The 15,449-nt window shown below is 66.7% G+C and carries 16 protein-coding genes and 1 pseudogene; 6 read left to right on the top strand and 11 right to left on the bottom strand.

Features of this window, described 5'->3' with window-relative positions; all coding sequences use genetic code 11:
• Nucleotides 1-44 precede the first annotated feature (44 nt).
• Genes ACO2Q9_RS02140 through ACO2Q9_RS02130 form a run of 3 tightly spaced genes read right to left on the bottom strand, consistent with a single transcriptional unit; the run spans nt 45 to nt 2,823 of the window.
• A complete protein-coding gene (locus ACO2Q9_RS02140) occupies nt 45-701 on the bottom strand; it encodes an RluA family pseudouridine synthase (protein WP_423307836.1) in 657 nt (218 codons plus the stop codon).
• A gap of 8 nt (nt 702-709) precedes the next feature.
• The gene (locus ACO2Q9_RS02135) at nt 710-2,029 is read right to left on the bottom strand and encodes a c-type cytochrome (RefSeq protein WP_423309890.1); all 1,320 of its coding nucleotides are present in this window, start codon (nt 2,027-2,029) and stop codon (nt 710-712) included.
• Between the two features lie 2 nt (nt 2,030-2,031).
• Nucleotides 2,032-2,823 (bottom strand): c-type cytochrome, encoded by a 792-nt coding sequence (locus ACO2Q9_RS02130; RefSeq protein ID WP_423307834.1) that lies wholly within the window; start codon nt 2,821-2,823, stop codon nt 2,032-2,034.
• Between the two features lie 142 nt (nt 2,824-2,965).
• On the opposite strand from ACO2Q9_RS02130, the gene atpE reads away from it, so the two are divergent.
• Nucleotides 2,966-3,205 (top strand): F0F1 ATP synthase subunit C, encoded by a 240-nt coding sequence (gene atpE, locus ACO2Q9_RS02125; RefSeq protein WP_423307832.1) that lies wholly within the window; start codon nt 2,966-2,968, stop codon nt 3,203-3,205.
• A gap of 21 nt (nt 3,206-3,226) precedes the next feature.
• Here the strand turns inward: atpE and ACO2Q9_RS02120 are convergent, their stop codons facing one another.
• Nucleotides 3,227-3,871: a TetR/AcrR family transcriptional regulator gene (locus ACO2Q9_RS02120; RefSeq protein ID WP_423307830.1), complete on the bottom strand. Its 645-nt coding sequence runs from the start codon at nt 3,869-3,871 to the stop codon at nt 3,227-3,229.
• 79 nt (nt 3,872-3,950) lie between these two features.
• On the opposite strand from ACO2Q9_RS02120, the gene ACO2Q9_RS02115 reads away from it, so the two are divergent.
• Nucleotides 3,951-4,658 carry a DAPG hydrolase family protein gene (locus tag ACO2Q9_RS02115; protein ID WP_423307828.1) on the top strand — a complete coding sequence of 236 codons (708 nt, stop codon included), beginning with the start codon at nt 3,951-3,953 and terminating at the stop codon, nt 4,656-4,658.
• Nucleotides 4,659-4,664: 6 nt separating this feature from the next.
• Here the strand turns inward: ACO2Q9_RS02115 and ACO2Q9_RS02110 are convergent, their stop codons facing one another.
• A complete protein-coding gene (locus ACO2Q9_RS02110; protein ID WP_423307826.1) occupies nt 4,665-5,603 on the bottom strand; it encodes a fumarylacetoacetate hydrolase family protein in 939 nt (312 codons plus the stop codon).
• A gap of 98 nt (nt 5,604-5,701) precedes the next feature.
• Here ACO2Q9_RS02110 and ACO2Q9_RS02105 point away from each other — a divergent pair, with 98 nt between their 5' ends.
• A complete protein-coding gene (locus ACO2Q9_RS02105) occupies nt 5,702-6,487 on the top strand; it encodes an IclR family transcriptional regulator (protein WP_423307824.1) in 786 nt (261 codons plus the stop codon).
• 18 nt (nt 6,488-6,505) lie between these two features.
• Here the strand turns inward: ACO2Q9_RS02105 and ACO2Q9_RS02100 are convergent, their stop codons facing one another.
• The 3 genes from ACO2Q9_RS02100 to ACO2Q9_RS02090 are packed head-to-tail and all read right to left on the bottom strand — an operon-like array spanning nt 6,506 to nt 9,537.
• Nucleotides 6,506-7,492, bottom strand: coding sequence for a Bug family tripartite tricarboxylate transporter substrate binding protein (locus ACO2Q9_RS02100; RefSeq protein ID WP_423307822.1), 987 nt, complete (start codon nt 7,490-7,492; stop codon nt 6,506-6,508).
• Between the two features lie 37 nt (nt 7,493-7,529).
• A complete protein-coding gene (locus ACO2Q9_RS02095; protein WP_423307820.1) occupies nt 7,530-8,741 on the bottom strand; it encodes a CaiB/BaiF CoA transferase family protein in 1,212 nt (403 codons plus the stop codon).
• A 4-nt stretch (nt 8,742-8,745) separates the two neighbouring features.
• The gene (locus ACO2Q9_RS02090; protein ID WP_423307818.1) at nt 8,746-9,537 is read right to left on the bottom strand and encodes an enoyl-CoA hydratase/isomerase family protein; all 792 of its coding nucleotides are present in this window, start codon (nt 9,535-9,537) and stop codon (nt 8,746-8,748) included.
• 253 nt (nt 9,538-9,790) lie between these two features.
• Between ACO2Q9_RS02090 and gshA the strand changes: the two genes are divergently transcribed.
• Complete coding sequence (gene gshA, locus ACO2Q9_RS02085) at nt 9,791-11,341, top strand: glutamate--cysteine ligase (protein WP_423307816.1); 1,551 nt, start codon at nt 9,791-9,793, stop codon at nt 11,339-11,341.
• A gap of 122 nt (nt 11,342-11,463) precedes the next feature.
• Entirely contained in the window at nt 11,464-11,712 is a 249-nt protein-coding gene (infA, locus tag ACO2Q9_RS02080; protein WP_423307814.1) for a translation initiation factor IF-1, read from the top strand.
• 78 nt (nt 11,713-11,790) lie between these two features.
• Here infA and ACO2Q9_RS02075 read toward each other — a convergent pair.
• The 3 genes and pseudogenes from ACO2Q9_RS02075 to ACO2Q9_RS02065 form a co-directional block, all read right to left on the bottom strand.
• Nucleotides 11,791-12,051, bottom strand: a pseudogene (locus ACO2Q9_RS02075) (2Fe-2S iron-sulfur cluster-binding protein); the annotation flags it as partial.
• Between the two features lie 70 nt (nt 12,052-12,121).
• Complete coding sequence (locus tag ACO2Q9_RS02070) at nt 12,122-13,363, bottom strand: Rieske 2Fe-2S domain-containing protein (protein WP_423307812.1); 1,242 nt, start codon at nt 13,361-13,363, stop codon at nt 12,122-12,124.
• Between the two features lie 29 nt (nt 13,364-13,392).
• Nucleotides 13,393-14,379, bottom strand: coding sequence for a Bug family tripartite tricarboxylate transporter substrate binding protein (locus tag ACO2Q9_RS02065; protein WP_423307810.1), 987 nt, complete (start codon nt 14,377-14,379; stop codon nt 13,393-13,395).
• A gap of 90 nt (nt 14,380-14,469) precedes the next feature.
• Here ACO2Q9_RS02065 and ACO2Q9_RS02060 point away from each other — a divergent pair, with 90 nt between their 5' ends.
• Entirely contained in the window at nt 14,470-15,426 is a 957-nt protein-coding gene (locus ACO2Q9_RS02060) for a LysR family transcriptional regulator (RefSeq protein ID WP_423307808.1), read from the top strand.
• Nucleotides 15,427-15,449 lie beyond the last annotated feature (23 nt).

The raw sequence follows: 15,449 nt of genomic DNA, 5'->3' as shown, positions 1-15,449 counted from the left end.
GAGGCAGGCGGGGCATGCGAAGTTCCTGCATTGCCTTTCAGCCTTCAGAACGGCACGTCGCTCGTGAACCGCATGGCCTTGCCCGTGGCGGGGTGCGCGATCTCCAGCGCGCACGCATGCAGCAGCAGGCGCGGTGACAGGGCTTGCACATCCGGCGGCGCATACAGCCTGTCCCCGAGGATCGGGTGACCGATGTGCTGCAGGTGCACACGCAACTGGTGCGTGCGTCCGGTGACGGGTTCGAGTTCGACGCGCGTGGCCTTCCCGCCGGGCATGGTTTCGATGACGCGCCAGCGTGTCGTGCTCGGTTTGCCGTGCGCCGCATCGATGATGTGCAACGGCCGGCGCGGCCAGTCGAGCAGGATGGCGGCGTCGATTAGCTGCCAGCCGTCGCCGCTGCCATGCAACATGCCGTGCGCGACGGCCTGGTATTGCTTGCGCACCTCGCGCCCGGCGAATGCGATGGACAGGCGCCGCTGCATCTCCGCGCCCCGTCCCATGACGAGGATGCCGCTGGTCGCCATGTCGAGCCGGTGCACCACGAGTGCGTCGGGGTAGGCGCGTTGCGCGCGGGCGCTCAGGCAGTCCTGCTTGTCTTCGCCACGCCCGGGCACGGAGAGCAGGCCCGCAGGCTTGTCGAACACCAGCAAGGCGTCGTCCGCATGCAGCACGCGCAAGGGTTCCAGGTCGGCGCCGGACATGGGTTCCATCAGCGTGCGTTGCCGCTGCGCACGCGCGTGATGTCGAGCGCCGTCACCGGCGGTGCCTGGTTGCCCCACTGGCTGCGGATGTGCGTGGCCACGGCGGCGATGTCTTCCTCGCTGAGCGCCAGCACGTACGGTGGCATGCCGTAAGGACGCGGGTTGCCCGGCGTGGCGGGACTGAAGCCGCCGTACAGCACCGTCTGGATCACGTTGGCGGCGTTCGCCATGGTGACGGTGCGGTTGCCCTTGAGCGGCGGATACGCGCCGGGCACACCTTCGCCGTCGACGCCATGGCAATTCGCGCAATTGTTCGCGTAGATGCGGGCGCCCCGTGCCTGCTGCGCTGCGGTGGGCGCAGGGCGCGAAGGAGGTGGTGGTGACGCGTGCTGGGGCAGGGCCTGCAGGTAGGCCGCCATTGCAGACAGGTCGGACTCGCTCATGTACTGTGTGCTGTGCTGCACCACTTCGGCCATGGGACCGGTGGCCTGGCCGCGCGGCGACGTACCGGTGCGCAGGAGCGCGACCACGTCTTCCCTGGGCCAGTGCGCCACCCCGGCTTCGTCGCCGGAAGTGAGCGCGGGCGCGTACCAGTTCTGCATGGGGATGATTCCGCCCGCCAGGTCGAGCGCCGCGCCGCGCGTGCCGCCCAGCGTATCGCGCGCGGTGTGGCAGGCCGCGCAATGACCGGGACCTCGCACCAGATACGCACCGCGGTTCCACTCGGCCGATTGCTGCGGCTGCGGCTCGAAGCGACCGGGACGGAAGTAAAGCGCGCGCCACACGGCCAGCGCTGCCTGCGTGTTGTAGGGAAAGCCGATGTCGTGCGCCCGGTTCGCCTGTGCTGCGGGCGGCAGCGTGCGCAAGTACGCATGCATCGCATCCGAGTCTTCCCGGGTGACTTGCGTGAAGCTGGTGTAGGGAAAAGCGGGGTAAAGCAGGCGGCCGTCCTTCGAGCGGCCGTGGTGCATGGCGCGCCAGAACTCGGCGCTGTTCCAGCGTCCCAGGCCGGTGTCGTCGTCGGGCGTGAGGTTGCTCGCGTAGATGACCCCGAACGGCGTCTCGATGCCCTTGCCGCCCGCGCCTTCGATGCCGCCGCGTGCGGTGTGGCAGGCCATGCAGTTGCCCGCGCGCACAAGGTAGGCGCCGCGCGCGACGGTCTCCGCACTGGCTGGCGCGGCGACTGCGCCGGTGGCGGGAATGGCTTCCTCGCCCTTCACGTTCAGGTACCAGACGGCAGCGGGCAACGCGAGGCAGAGCAGGGCCACCGTGCCCAGCACGAACAGCCAGACGCGGCGACGCGCCGGCGCGACGGTCTGCGTCGACATGCTCATCGCCGCGCTCCGCTGGCAGGGGGCCTCGATGCACCCGGCGTGGGCGCCAAGGCGCTGCCGCAGGCCATCGGCAAGGCTGCGGTCATCGCCGGCGCGGGATGCGTGTCGGCAGGCAGCGGCTGCGCGCTGAGCCAGGCCGACACCGCCGAGATGTCGTCGGCATTCATGCGGTCCACGATCTGCGCCATGCAGTCCGGCGCGTGGCCCTTGCGTTCACGTGCCTTCCACGAACCGAGCTGGCTGTTGATGTAGTCACGCGGCACGCCCAGCAGGCCGGGAATGTTGGGCGCCACACCCGTGAGTTTCGTGCCGTGGCAGGCGGTGCAGGCCGGCACGCCGAGCTTCACGTCGCCGCGCTGGGCGAGTTCTGCGCCGCGCCGCAGTTGCGTGGCCGGGGCGGTGGGCGGCAGTGGCGCGGGGTAGGGCAGGTCGAGCGCCGCGAAGTACTGCGCGATCTCCCACAGGTACTCATCCGTCAGGGGGTCGACCAGCCGCGTCATCAGGCCATAGTGACGACGGCCGTCGCGGAAGTTGAGCAACTGGTTGTAGAGATAGCCGGCAGGCTTGCCGGCAATGCGCGGGTAGTAGCCGTCGGCAGCGGCGCGGCCCTGCGCGCCATGGCAGGCCGCGCAGGCGAGCATGCGCTGGGCCATGCTGTCCTCGAACCGCCGGGTTTGCGCCATGGCCAGCGGAGCGCACAGGGTGAGGATGAGGAATGCAGCACCCGGCTTCATGAAGCGGATGCACTGCCACCAGCGCCGGTCGTGGGAAATCATGGTCGTTCGCATGCCATATGCATTGCTGTCTCTGAGCGGATGATGCCTCATGACCCCGGACCTTGACATAGGACATAACGTCCCAGGTCATTGTTTGCCAGCACCGTCGCGCGCACCATGAAACCATGTTCAACGACCTGCAAGGAGAAACATCATGAGTGACATCGCTGCCATCGCGCTGGCCTGCGGACTGATCATCGGTCTGGGCGCCATCGGCTCGTGCCTGGCTATCGGTAACGTCGGAGGCCGCTTTCTCGAGGGCGCGGCGCGCCAGCCCGAGATGATCGAGCCGATGCAGTCGCGCGTATTCCTGCTTGCGGGGCTGATCGACGCGAACTTCCTCATCGGCGTGGCGATCGCGCTGATGCTGATCTTCGCGCGGCCACTGGGCTGAGCGCGCTCCTGTGCAGCCGGCTCAGCCCGGCGCGCAACCGCGCGCGAACAGGCGGCTGATCGCACCGATCTCCGCTTCATCGTCCCAGTCCAGGCCTGTCGCGAGCACGTGGCGACCGACCAGATAACCGACGTTCAGTGACAGGAACATGCGCGCCAGTGCATCGACCGGCATGTCCCGGGCGATGCGCTTGTCGCGCTGCAGCCGTGTGAAGAACGCGAGCAGCGGCTCCCACAGGTTTACCAGCCACTGGCTCGCGAAACGCGCGCGAAGGGCTTCGTCGCGCAGCAGCTCCACCAGCAGCAGGCGCGTGAGTTCGGGCGCTTCGGCCAGGGCCACGCTCCTCGCGCGAAGCAGCGACGCGTGCCATGCCGCCAGATCGCCCTGATGCGCCTGCACGGCCTGTCGCAATCCTTCCAGCGAGGCGGGGACCAGGTGCGGCAGCACGGCTTCATCGATCACCGCGCGTGTCAGGCCGTCCTTGCTGCCGAAATGCTTGAACAGGGTGCGCTCGGTCGTGCCTGCGGCGGCGGCGATCTCGCGCGTGCTGGTCTGCGCGATGCCGCGTTGTGCAAACAACTGCGCGGCAGTCCAGAGGATGTCGATGTGCTTGTGCGCCACGGGGCCGCGGCGCCGGGCATCCCGTGCAGAAGTGTCTTCGCTCATGGATAAAGTGTATAGCAGTTGCTTGACATTTAAAGCATGAAATGTATAGTAAACGCTATACACATTGAAGGAATGCACCATGGACGCCACATTGCCACTCACCCTCGACCCGACCGCGGACATGCCCGCCTACCCTGCCAGCCGGGCCAGACCGGCCGAGCCCGCACTCCTGCCCTGGCCCATGAAGCCCATGTCCACCGCGCGCTGCGGCGCGACCGAACTGCCGGACGGCCGCGCCTGCTACTGGATCCGTCATGAAGTCATCAAGGGCGTGACGCCGCGCATGCTGCACTGGTGGTTCACCCACCTCGAAGGCGACATCGAGATCGATGGCCGCCGGATCAACCGCTACCGCGCATGGCACCCGCACGACCATGTGCACGCCAGCTACGCGCGCCGCCTGCCGGACGGCAGCGTCGGCCCCGGCGCGCAGATCCGCCTGCGCGAGTATCTCGGCGGCAATCGCGCGTATGAAGTAAATGTCGTGTCCGACATCGAGAAGCTCGACGAGCAGGGCTTCATCCACAACCCGCGCGTGCACGGCATCCCCGGCCTGGCGCGCATGGAATACACCTTCAAGCAGGTAAAAGGCGGCACGCAGTACGACAACTGCCTGATCATCGGCGGCAGCAAAGGCGTGCAGCGCCTGGTGACGCCGCTCATGCGCCGCTTCGGCTTCGACCATGCACGCGGCATCGCCTGGCTGCGCCACAACATCGAGGAAGTCGGCCTGTTCGAGCACTTCCTGCCCGGCCTCTACCGCAAGGAGACCGGGCGCGATGAATGAGCCGGCTCAGGCCGCGAAGACGGTGTTGGTGAGTTTGCCGATGCCTTCGACGCGGCATTCGATGACGTCGCCCGCCGCCAGGAAGCGGCGCGGGTTCATCGCGTAGCCGACGCCCGAGGGGGTGCCGGTGGCGATCACGTCGCCCGGCTCCAGCGTGAGACCGGCCGACAGCGATTCGATCGTCTCCGGAATCCGGAAGATCATGTCGCCGGTGGTGGCGTTCTGGCGCTCTTCGCCGTTGATCGACAGAGCGATATTCAACGCGTGCGGGTCGGTGATTTCATCGGCCGTGACGATCCATGGTCCCATGGGGCAACTCGTGTCGAGGCCCTTGCCCTTGAACCACTGGTCGTGGCGGCGCTGCAGGTCGCGCGCGGTCACGTCGTTGACGATGGTGTAGCCGAAGACATGCTTCATTGCGTCGGCCTTCGTGATGTCTCGCCCGCCGGGGCCGATGACCACGGCCAGTTCCACTTCATAGTCCAGCCGTTTCGTCACGCGCTCGTCGTAGCGGATGCCTGCGCCGTCGCCCACGATGGCCGAGGAGGGCTTGGTGAAGAACTGCGGGTACTCGGGCAGCGGCGTGGCCTTGTCGCGGGAGACGTTGTCCTCCTGGATGTGATCCGCGTAGTTGCGGCCCAGGCAGAACACGTTGCGCGGCGTGCGCGGAATGGGAGCGAGCAGCTTCACGTCGGCCTGCGGCACGAGGGCGGCGGCAAGCCCCGCTGCGTTCTGCGACACATACCGGCCCAGTGCGTGCGCACCGTCGCCGGCGGCGATGAGATCGAGCATCGACAACGTCCCGGCCTGTGCCGGCCCGAAGCCGCCAACCGGTGTGGCCAGCGACGCACAGACCGCCCGCAGATCGAAGACGCCAGCCGCGTCGAACAGCACGGGCACGGCGTCATTGCCTTTTGCGCCGCGTGCGATGGTTCCGAACTTCATGGAAACAACTCCTTGGTAAAACTTGGGTGATGTGATGAATTGGTTTGCGCCGGGATTTCACGCATGTGAAAGCGCGACGCCGCACGTAAGCTGCGCGCATGGCAACCCCCGTCAAATCCGCGCAACGCGTCGTCGAGGTCTTCGAGTTCTTCGCGCAGCGCCGCGCGCCGGCCACGCTCACGCAGATCTGCGATGCGCTGGATTACCCGGCCTCCAGCACCTTTGCGCTGCTCGGTACGCTGCGCGATCTCGGCTATCTCGACTACTCGCGCACCGACCGCACCTTCGTGCCCACGGTGCGCGCCGCGCTGCTGGGCATCTGGGTCAACGACGCGCTGCTGTCCGACGGCACCATCGTGCGGCTGATGTATTCGCTGCGTGACGAGACCGGCTGCACCGCCGTGCTCGGCATCCAGAGCGGGTTGCAGATGCAGTACATCCACGTGGTGAAGGGCAACGAGGCCACCGGCCACACCGACGTCGCCACCGGCGCGCTGCGGCCGCTGCTGCGCTCGGCGATGGGGCAGGTCGTGCTCACGCTCAAGTCGAAGACCGAACTGCGGGCGCTGGTGAGCCGCGTCAACGCGCAGGAGCCGGCCTCGCGGCAGATCCGCTTCAATGACCTGGTCGCGAAGCTCGACGTGTGCCGCGAGCGCGGCTACGCGGTGAGCGAGGGCCTGTTCACGCCGGGCTCGGGCATCATCGCCGCGCTGCTGGCGGCGCCTTCGCACCAGCCACCCATGGTCATCGGCCTGGGTGGCCGCATCGCCGCATTGCGCAGCCATCGAGAGCGGTACGTGCAGGCACTGCACCGCCTGGTGGCGTTGCACCGCGAGCACATGGAAGCGCTCCCGCAGAAGTTCGTGGCGGCCGCGCCTCGCTGACTGCATCGTCTTGCCGCGTCACTCGGGCTTCATGCCCGCCGCATCGGCCACGCGCTTGAGGATGGCCATCTGCTCGGTCTGGTACTTGCGCATCTCGCCGGTCTTGCGCGAAAGCAGTTGGGAGCCGACCTTGCGTGCGAAATCGCGGCCATCTGCGGAGGCAAGGATCTTCTCGACTTCGTCCGCCAGCTTTTCGGTGATGTCGTCGGGCACTTCGCTGCGCACCATCAGCGCGGACCAGCCGTAGATCGAGAACTCGGGGAAGGTTTCCTTCACCGTCGGCACATCCGGAAACTCGGTGTGGCGCTGGTCGCCCGTCACCGCCAGCATGCGCAACTGGCCCGACTTGAGCAGCGGCGTGAGCGAGGTCACGCCGTCCATGGCCACGTCGATCTGCCGCCCGGCCAGGTCGGTGTTCATCTGGCTGGTGGTGCGGTAGGGCACGTGCGTGAACTGGATGCCGGCGAGCTGCGAGAACCATTCCGTTGCGAGGCGGTAGCCCGTGCCGAAGTTGCCGAAGTTCAGGCCCTTGGGCTTCTTCTTCGCGGCGTCGATCAGGTCCTTGAGCGATTTGATTTCCGACTGGCCCGAGACACAGATGCCCAGCATGCTGCGGCCGATGCCGGCCACGGGCTTGAATTCCTTCACCGGGTCATAGGGCAGGTCCTTGATGAGGACCGGGTTCACGGCCAGGTTCGTCCAGCTGCCCAGCACGAGCGTGTAGCCGTCCGGCGGTGCGTTCCTGGCGACCATCATGCCCAGGCGGCCGTCGGCGCCCGGCTGGTTGTCCACCGCCACGGCCTGGCCGAGCGCGGTGGTGAGGTGCTGCGCGATGAAGCGCGCCGACGTGTCGCTGGTGCTGCCGGCGGCAAACGGTGCCACCAGGCGGATCGGCCGCGCCGGATAGGCCTGGGCCTGCGCGAGTCGCGCGAAGGGCGCGAGCGAGCCGAGTGCCAGTGCGGCCGGTGCGGCGCCTGCGATGCGCAGGAAATGTCTCTTGTCCATGCTTGTCTCCTTTTATCGGTTTGCGTTGGATGGGTTGTCAATGCTGTTCCGCGGGCTCGGCCAGCAGGCGGTCGATCTCGGTCTGCCGGTAGCCGAGTTCCTGCAGGATCTCGCGCGAGTGCTCGCCCAGGCGCGGAGGCGGTTTGTCCGTGCCGGGGTTGTCATGGCCCAGCACGAAGCCGGCATTCAGCACACGGGCTTCGTTGCCGGCCTGGGCCGCCTCACCGGGGAGCTGGACCGGCAGCGTGAGCTTGCGTGCCTGGAGGTGCGGATGTGCGAAGGCGTCCCACAGGTTGCGCACTGCGCCTGCGGCGACGCCGGCATCGTTGAGCAACTGTTCCCACTCGAGCGCGGTGCGCGATGAGAAAGCGTCGATCACTTCGGCTCGCAGCGCTGCGGCGTTCTTGCGGCGCAAGCCGCGGTCGGCGAAGCGCGCGTCGATGACGAGATCCGGCCGTTCGATGACCTTGCACAGCATCTCGTACTGGTCCTGCCTTATCGCGCCGATGGTGATCTCGCCGTCCGCAGTAGGGAAGGTGTCGGCGGTGGGCGCCTTGCTGTAGCCCAGGTTGCCCTGCTTGACGGGCTTCACGCCGGCGACCAGATACGGCCCGGCGACCGAAACCATCATCACCATCGCGGCGTCCATCATCGCCACGTCGATGAACTGGCCTTCGCCGGTGCGCCCGCGATGCAGCAGCGCCGTGACGATGGCCAGCGACGCGAGCATGCCGGTGAAGGTGTCGACCACCGGAAAGCCGATGCGCATGGCCGGACTGCCAGGCTCGCCCGAGAGGTTCATCAGGCCCGACATGCTCTGGATGATCTGGTCGACCGCCGGGTTCGCCTTCAGCGGGCCCGACTGGCCGAAGCCCGACACCGAACAGAACACGATGTCGGCGCGGATCTTCCGGCAGGCCTCGTAGCCCAGACCCAGCCGCTCCATCACGCCGGGGCGGAAGTTCTCCACCACCACATCGGCCCATGCCACCAGCTTGCGCGCAACCGCCAGGTGCTCCGGCTTCTTGAGGTCGAGCACGATGGAACGCTTGCCCGTGTTGACCGAAACGAACGACGGCCCCAGCCCTTCGGCGTGCGATTCGCCGCCATAGTTGCGCATGGTGTCGCCCTTGCCCGATTCCACCTTCACCACGTCCGCACCCTGCATGCACAGGTAGTTCGTGGCGATGGGCCCCGCCAGCACGTGGCTGAAGTCCAGCACGCGGATGCCGTTCAGTGCCTGTGCCATCGCGTCAGGCCTCGTCCGCCGCGCGCGGATACGCACCGGTGAAGTTGGGTTTGCGCTTTTCCTGGAAAGCGCGCTTGGCTTCGCGCCCGTCCGGGCTCAGGCTCAGGTAGCGCTGCATCGGACCGCTGGCTTCCGAGTGCGTGGAGAAGCCCGCCATGTCGAGCAGAAGGTTGGTGGCGCTCTTGGTGTAGCGGATCGCCAGCGGCGGCAACTCGAGCAGCGCGTTCACGTAGTCGTCCACCGCGGCCTGGAACTCGCTGGCCGGCACGCTGCGGTTGATCAGCCCCCATTCTTCGGCCTGCGGCGCAGCGATGCGGCGGCCCAACAGAGAAAGCTCCAGCGAACGTGCGCGGCCCACGGTGAAAAGGAATGCGCCACCCGCGTGGTTGCCTGCCTGGATCTCGCGCATCTGCAGGAATGCCGTGTCCACCGACACGATCAGGTCGCAGGCCGTCGCCAGATACACGCCCCCACCGATGGCCGGGCCGTTCATGGCTGCCACCACCGGCTTGAAGTTGCGCTGGATGCGCTGGCGTGCGCCCACGTTGGCGCGGCCATACGCGTCGATGGCCAGGGCGTCTGCGCTTCGCGTGAAGCGCAGGTCCTGGCCCGCGCTGAAGAAGTCGCCTTCGCCCGTGAGCACGGCGCAGCGGCATTCGGGGTCGTTTTCGACTTCATCGAATGCATCGATCAGTTCGCGGAACATTTCCAGGTCGTGCGCGTTGCGCACCTCGGGCCGGTTCAGCACCACGCGCCACACCGGGCCGGCCTTGTCGATTCGAATGCTTTTGTACATGTCCTTCACCTTTGGTTGAAAGCGAGTATCGAAAGGACACGGTGTGCATTCAATGCTTCCGGCCCGATCTTTCACATCCGTGAAAGAGGTTTCACGGATGTGAAAGCCACCCCGGGTAAGCCCTGACGAAGCGGGCTTCGTCTGCACGGAACCGCAGGAATTCCAGCCCGCCCCGGCGGCCAATTGAGGCAGCCCGCTGCCTGATGCCGCCAAGCGTGGTAACTTGCGCCCCACACGAGAGTTGCCACACACAATGACAAGCATCACGGAGAAGCTGGGAGCCCTGTCCACCGAAAGGTTGGACGGCATGCGCCGCGGCATCGAAAAGGAGAGCCTGCGCGCCACGCCCGATGGCACGCTCGCGCTCACGCCGCACCCGCTCGCGCTGGGCTCCGCGCTCACGCATCCGTTCATCACCACCGATTACAGTGAGTCGCAGCTCGAGCTGATCACCGGTGCGCACAAGGACGTGCAGGCCTGCCTGGACGAACTCACCCGCATCCACCAGTTCACCTATCGCACGCTGCGTGAGCAAGGCGACGAGATGCTCTGGGTCAGCAGCATGCCCAGCCGCCTGCCGACGGACGAGACGATCCCGCTGGGCCGTTACGGCTCGTCCAATGTGGGGCGCGCCAAGAGCGTGTACCGCATGGGCCTGGGCCATCGGTATGGCCGGCGCATGCAGACGATCTCGGGCATCCACTACAACTGGTCGCTGCCCGGCGTGGGCAATGAGGAATATTTCGGGCTCATCCGCAATTTCAGGCGGAATGCGTTCCTGCTGCTGTACCTCTTTGGCGCATCCCCCGCGTTGTCGTCCGACTTCGTGGGCGGGCGCGACCATGGGCTTCAAAGCCTGGGCGAGGCCACCATGTACATGCCGCATGGCACGTCGCTCCGCATGGGCAGGCTGGGTTATCAGAGCGACGCGCAGGCCTCGCTCGCGGTGAGCTACAACAACCTCGAAGGCTATGCCGCGTCGCTGCACGACGCGCTGACGCGGCCGTACCCGGCGTATGAAGCCGTGGGCATCCGCAACCCCGGCGGCGACTACAACCAGCTGGCCACCTCGCTGCTGCAGATCGAGAACGAGTTCTACGGCACCATCCGTCCCAAGCGCACCATCTTCTCCGGCGAGCGGCCGTTGCATGCGCTGCGCGAGCGGGGCGTCGAATACGTCGAGGTGCGACTGATGGACCTGGACCCGTTCGAGCCTGTCGGCATCAATGCCCGCACCATGCGCTTCCTCGACGTGTTCCTGCTGCATTGCCTGCTGGCCGACAGCCCTGACGATTCGCCGGCGGAAATCGCCGAAATCGGCCGCAACCAGCACCGCACGGCGGCGCGTGGGCGCGAGCCCGGCTTGAAACTGGAGCGCGGCGGTGCCCAGGTGCCGCTGGCCGACTGGGCCGATGAACTCCTGCAAGGGTGTGCCCTGATCGCCGCAAAGCTGGATGCCGGCCAGGGCGGCAGCGCGTATTCGGACGCCGTCGGTGCCGCCCGGCAGGGTCTGGCCGACCCGGACAGCCTGCCTTCTGCCCGCGTGCTGGCCCGCATGGCGCAGGCGCACGGGAACGGCTTCCTGCCCTTCGTGCAGGCGCAGTCCGCCGCCACACAGGCCAGCCTGCTGGCCCTGCCCTGGAGCGGCGCCGACCAGGCGCATTTCGAGGCCCTGGGCGCCCGTTCCGTGCAGGACCAGAAGGCCATCGAGACGGCCGACACCATGCCATTCGAAATCTACCGCCAGGAATACGTTTCTCCGGCGCGGCTGGGGGTGCCCCGGCGTATGGCGCTGGCCGCCTGAGGCGGTCGACAAAAACCGCCTCGCGCCGTACAATACCGGGTTTTCTGAAAGGGCGCGGTTTGCCTTTTCGGGCCCTGCAACCCACTTTTTTGATGGCTCTCACGAAAGGGAGCCCGAGCTGAATGGCAAAAGAAGAGCTGATTGAGATGCGCGGTCGCGTGTCCGAAGTGCTTCCGGATTCACGTTACCGCGTGACGCTGGAAAACGGCCACGAACTCGTGGCGTATTCCGGCGGCAAGATGCGCAAGAACCACATCCGCATCATCGCGGGTGACAACGTGACGCTGGAACTTTCCCCTTACGACCTGACGAAGGGCCGGATCATGTTCCGCCACCTGCCGGGTCGTCCGGCGCCCACGTCTTCGCGCTGAGCGAACCTGCCCGGGCCTTCACGGCCGGCAACAAGAAAGCGGCCTTTCGGGCCGCTTTTTGCTTTTCCGGAGCCCGCCTCAGAGGTCCAGCACCAGCACCGGGCTTCTGGAGCGCGAGCAGCAGGGCAGGAACTGGTCGTTCTTCTCCTGTTCCTCGGGCGTGAGGAACATGTCCCAGTGCTCGGGCTCACCTTCCAGCACGCGGGTGAGGCAGGTGCCGCACACGCCCTGCGCGCACGAGGTCTCCACCATCACGCCGCATGCCGCCAGCGCATCGACCACGCTCTGGTCCTTGAGCACCGGCACCAGCCGGCCGCTCTTTGCCAGCTTCACCTGGAAATCGACGTTGCCCGCCACGTTCTGTCCCGCGACCTGTCCATTCTTGTCCTGAAGCGCTGCGTCCACCGGCTCAATCCTCCAGGAAGTTGCCCGCCGAGAAGCGCACGGGCGGTGCGTCCGGGTCGAAGCTCACGCCGGCCGGGTCACGGCCCTCGGCGACCGCTTCCAGCTGCTTCTGCAGCAGGCGGCGCAACATCACGATGCCGCGGTCGGTGGTGGCCAGATGCTCTTCCGAATGTCTGGCAATGGCGCCCTGGCTGACCATGGCTTCGTAGTCGCCGGGGAACTGGCGATGCTCTTCTTCCGTGAGCTCTTCCCACAGCTTGCCGCCCAAGCGCGAACGCATCTTCGCGAGTTCGCCTGCCTCCGTCACACGGCCCACCACGTAGATGCGGAAGCTGTGATCGTCGATGGGCAACACCCAGCCGAGCGATTCGACGCGACCGTACTTGCCCACGCGCGGGCTCGGGATCACGCGCAGCGTCGGCAGGCCGGCTTCGCTGATGCGGCGGAACGTCTTGCCGTCTGGCAGCTTGCGGGTGGAGAGCGTGCGCACGCTGTGTTCCTGCACGTCCCACTTCACCTCGGGCATCAGCGCCATCTGTTCGACGAACTGCGTGCCGCTGAACGAAGAGTGCAGGATGACCACGTGGAAGGGGTCGACCAGGTTCTCGTAGTGCTGCAGCCAGTTGCAGGGGATGACCGCCGGGCCGCCGCCGCCGATGCTGTTGGCATTGGCTTCGAGGAATTCGCCTTCGTCCAGAACGTCCAGGCATTCGTAGCGCGGCAGCACGGGCTTTTTCTCCGGCGGGCCCATGTAGGCCCAGATGAGGCCGTACAGCTCTTCCACCGGGTACCAGGGCTGGCGCACCTTGTCGCGCGCCTTGCCGCCACCGGGCTCGCACGGCTGCTCCACGCAATGGCCCTGCACGTCGAACAGCCAGCCGTGGTAGCAGCAGCGGATGCCGCGCTCTTCCACTTTGCCGTAGTAGAGCGACGAACCACGGTGCGCGCAGTTCGGATGCACGAGGCCCGGCCGGCCCGTCTTGTCGCGGAACAGGATGAGGTCTTCGCCCAGCACGCGCACCTTGGCGGGCGTGTCCGTCGCGTCCGAGACGAGGCCGATGGGGTGCCAGTAGCGGCGCAGCAGCTCGCCCATGGGCGTGCCCTGGCCGACCTCGGTCAGCTCCTTGCGGTACGTGGGCTTGGGCATGCCGTAGGCGGTGCCCGTGTCCACCGAAATCGGGATGACGCGCCGGGGCGATTCACCCGCAACTTCTGAAACGACGGCGTCCGGGATTCTGTTGTTCATGGTTGTGTTTTTCCTTGGGGTGGCGCGACTCAGTCGGCAGTCACGCCCGCAGCCTTGATGAGTTCGGCCACGCGCGGGTAATCGGCCTTGAAGATCTGCACGAACTCGGGCGGCGTGTTGCCCAGCGGCTCGAAGCCGAAGGCCGACAGACGCGCCGATACGTCAGGCATGCGGGTGGTTTCGCGCAGCGCGGCCGTCCACGCTTCGACGATGGGCTGCGGCGTCTTTGCCGGTGCGAACACACCGATCCAGCTGTCCACGTCGAAGCCCTGGAAGCCCTGCTCGGCGAACGTGGGCACGTTGGGCAGCGCGGACACGCGGCGCGTGCCGGCCACGCCCAGCGCCTTCATCTTGCCGGCCTGGATGTGACCGCGCGCGGTGGAAGGGTTCGCCCACGCGAAGTCGAGCGCTTCGCCGAACAGGTCGTTGTGCACGGCGGCTTCGGCCTTGTAGGCAGCGTGGATCAGTTCCGTGCCGCTCTGGCGCTTGAGCAGTTCACCGAACAGGTGCGCCGACGAACCATTGCCCCAGGTGCCGTAGCTCAGGCTCTTCTGCGTCCTGGCGTAGGCGACGAATTCCTTGAGGTTGTTGTAGGGCGCATTGGCGCGCGCCACCAGCATCGGGCCGCCCGTGGCGAGCATCGACAGCGGCGAGAAATCCTTGAACGGGTCGTAGGGCACCTTGGCTTGCAGGATGGGTACGTTCACATGCGTGAGCGGCAGCGTGAAGAAGACGGTGTGGCCGTCCGGTGCTGCTTTGGCGACGAAGTCTGCCGCGATGATGCCGCTTGCGCCTGGCTTGGCGTCGATGATGACCGGCTGGCCCCAGCGTGCCTGCAGCTTGTCGGCATACACGCGCGCCAGTGTGTCGATGGGGCCGCCTGCGGTGCCGAACGGCACGATGCGGATGACCTTGTTGGGGAAGGGCGCGGCCGCGGTCTGTGCGAACACGGAAGGTGCCGCCAGCGAGGCCAGGCCGGCTGCGGACGTAATGAGGGCTTCTCTGCGATTCATCATGGTTTGTCTCCGGAATTTGTAGTAAGGGCGAACACGCGGATGCTATGGTTACCCACCCGCGAGAACAATTCGAATATTTGGATATGAGATATGAATCAGCGTGATATCCGCAGCCTGGACATCGGCATGCTGCGCACGTTCGACGCGTTGATGCGCGAGCGCAGCGTGTCGCGCGCGGCGGACCGGCTCTTCCTCAGCCAGCCTGCGGTGAGCGCTTCGCTCAACCGGCTGCGCGAGACGTTCGGCGACGCGCTCTTCACGCGCACGTCGCACGGCGTGCTGCCGACGGTGCGCGCGCAGGCGCTCGCGCCGCAGGTGGAGAAGGTGCTGGCGGACATCGCAGCGCTGCTCGACGTGGAGCAGGCGTTCGATCCCGCGACATCGACGCGCGTGTTCCGCATCGCGGGCTCGGACCATGCGAGTGCCCTGTTCCTCGCACCGCTGGGGCAGACACTGGCGGCCTGCGGCTCGGGCATCCGCATCGTGTGGGAGCCCACGGGTTCGTGGTCGTTGCAGGAGCGGTTGGGGCGGGGCGACCTGGACGTGGCGGTGGTCGCGCGCCTTGTCATGCCGCGCGACATGGAAACGCATGTGCTCTACGAAGACAGCTATGTCTACGCACGCCGCAAGGGCCATCCGCTGGCGAAGAAAAAGCTCACCGTGGACATGTTCTGCGAGACGCCGCAGATCTTCCTGGGCTACGGTTCGTCCGTGCTGGACAACACCATCGACGAATTGCTGGCCAGGCAAGGCCGCCAGCGCAACGCGCAGTTCGCGGTGACAAGCTTCGGGCAGATCATCCACCAGCTGGGCCACAGCGATCATGCGGCGGTGCTCGGCCGCCGTGTCGCCATCGCGCATGCGGACCAGCTCGATATCGCGCCGCTGCCCTTCGAGTTGCCCAAGTACCAGTCGATGCTGTGCTGGGACGCGCGTGCGGCCAGCGACCCGGGCATCGTCTGGCTGCGCCAGCAGATCGTGCAGATCGCCAACGCGCCACCCAAGACCCCACGCAGGAAAAGCCCGTCATCCACGCGAAAGCGTTGAGCCGCTATGCTCGGAACTCCTTT

Origin of the sequence: Variovorax sp. VNK109, from assembly GCF_049445855.1 — a bacterium.
Lineage (GTDB): Bacteria > Pseudomonadota > Gammaproteobacteria > Burkholderiales > Burkholderiaceae_C > JAGOCV01.
The sequence above is the reverse complement of the archived record's forward strand: the minus strand, read 5'-3'. Positions and strand labels throughout refer to the sequence as shown.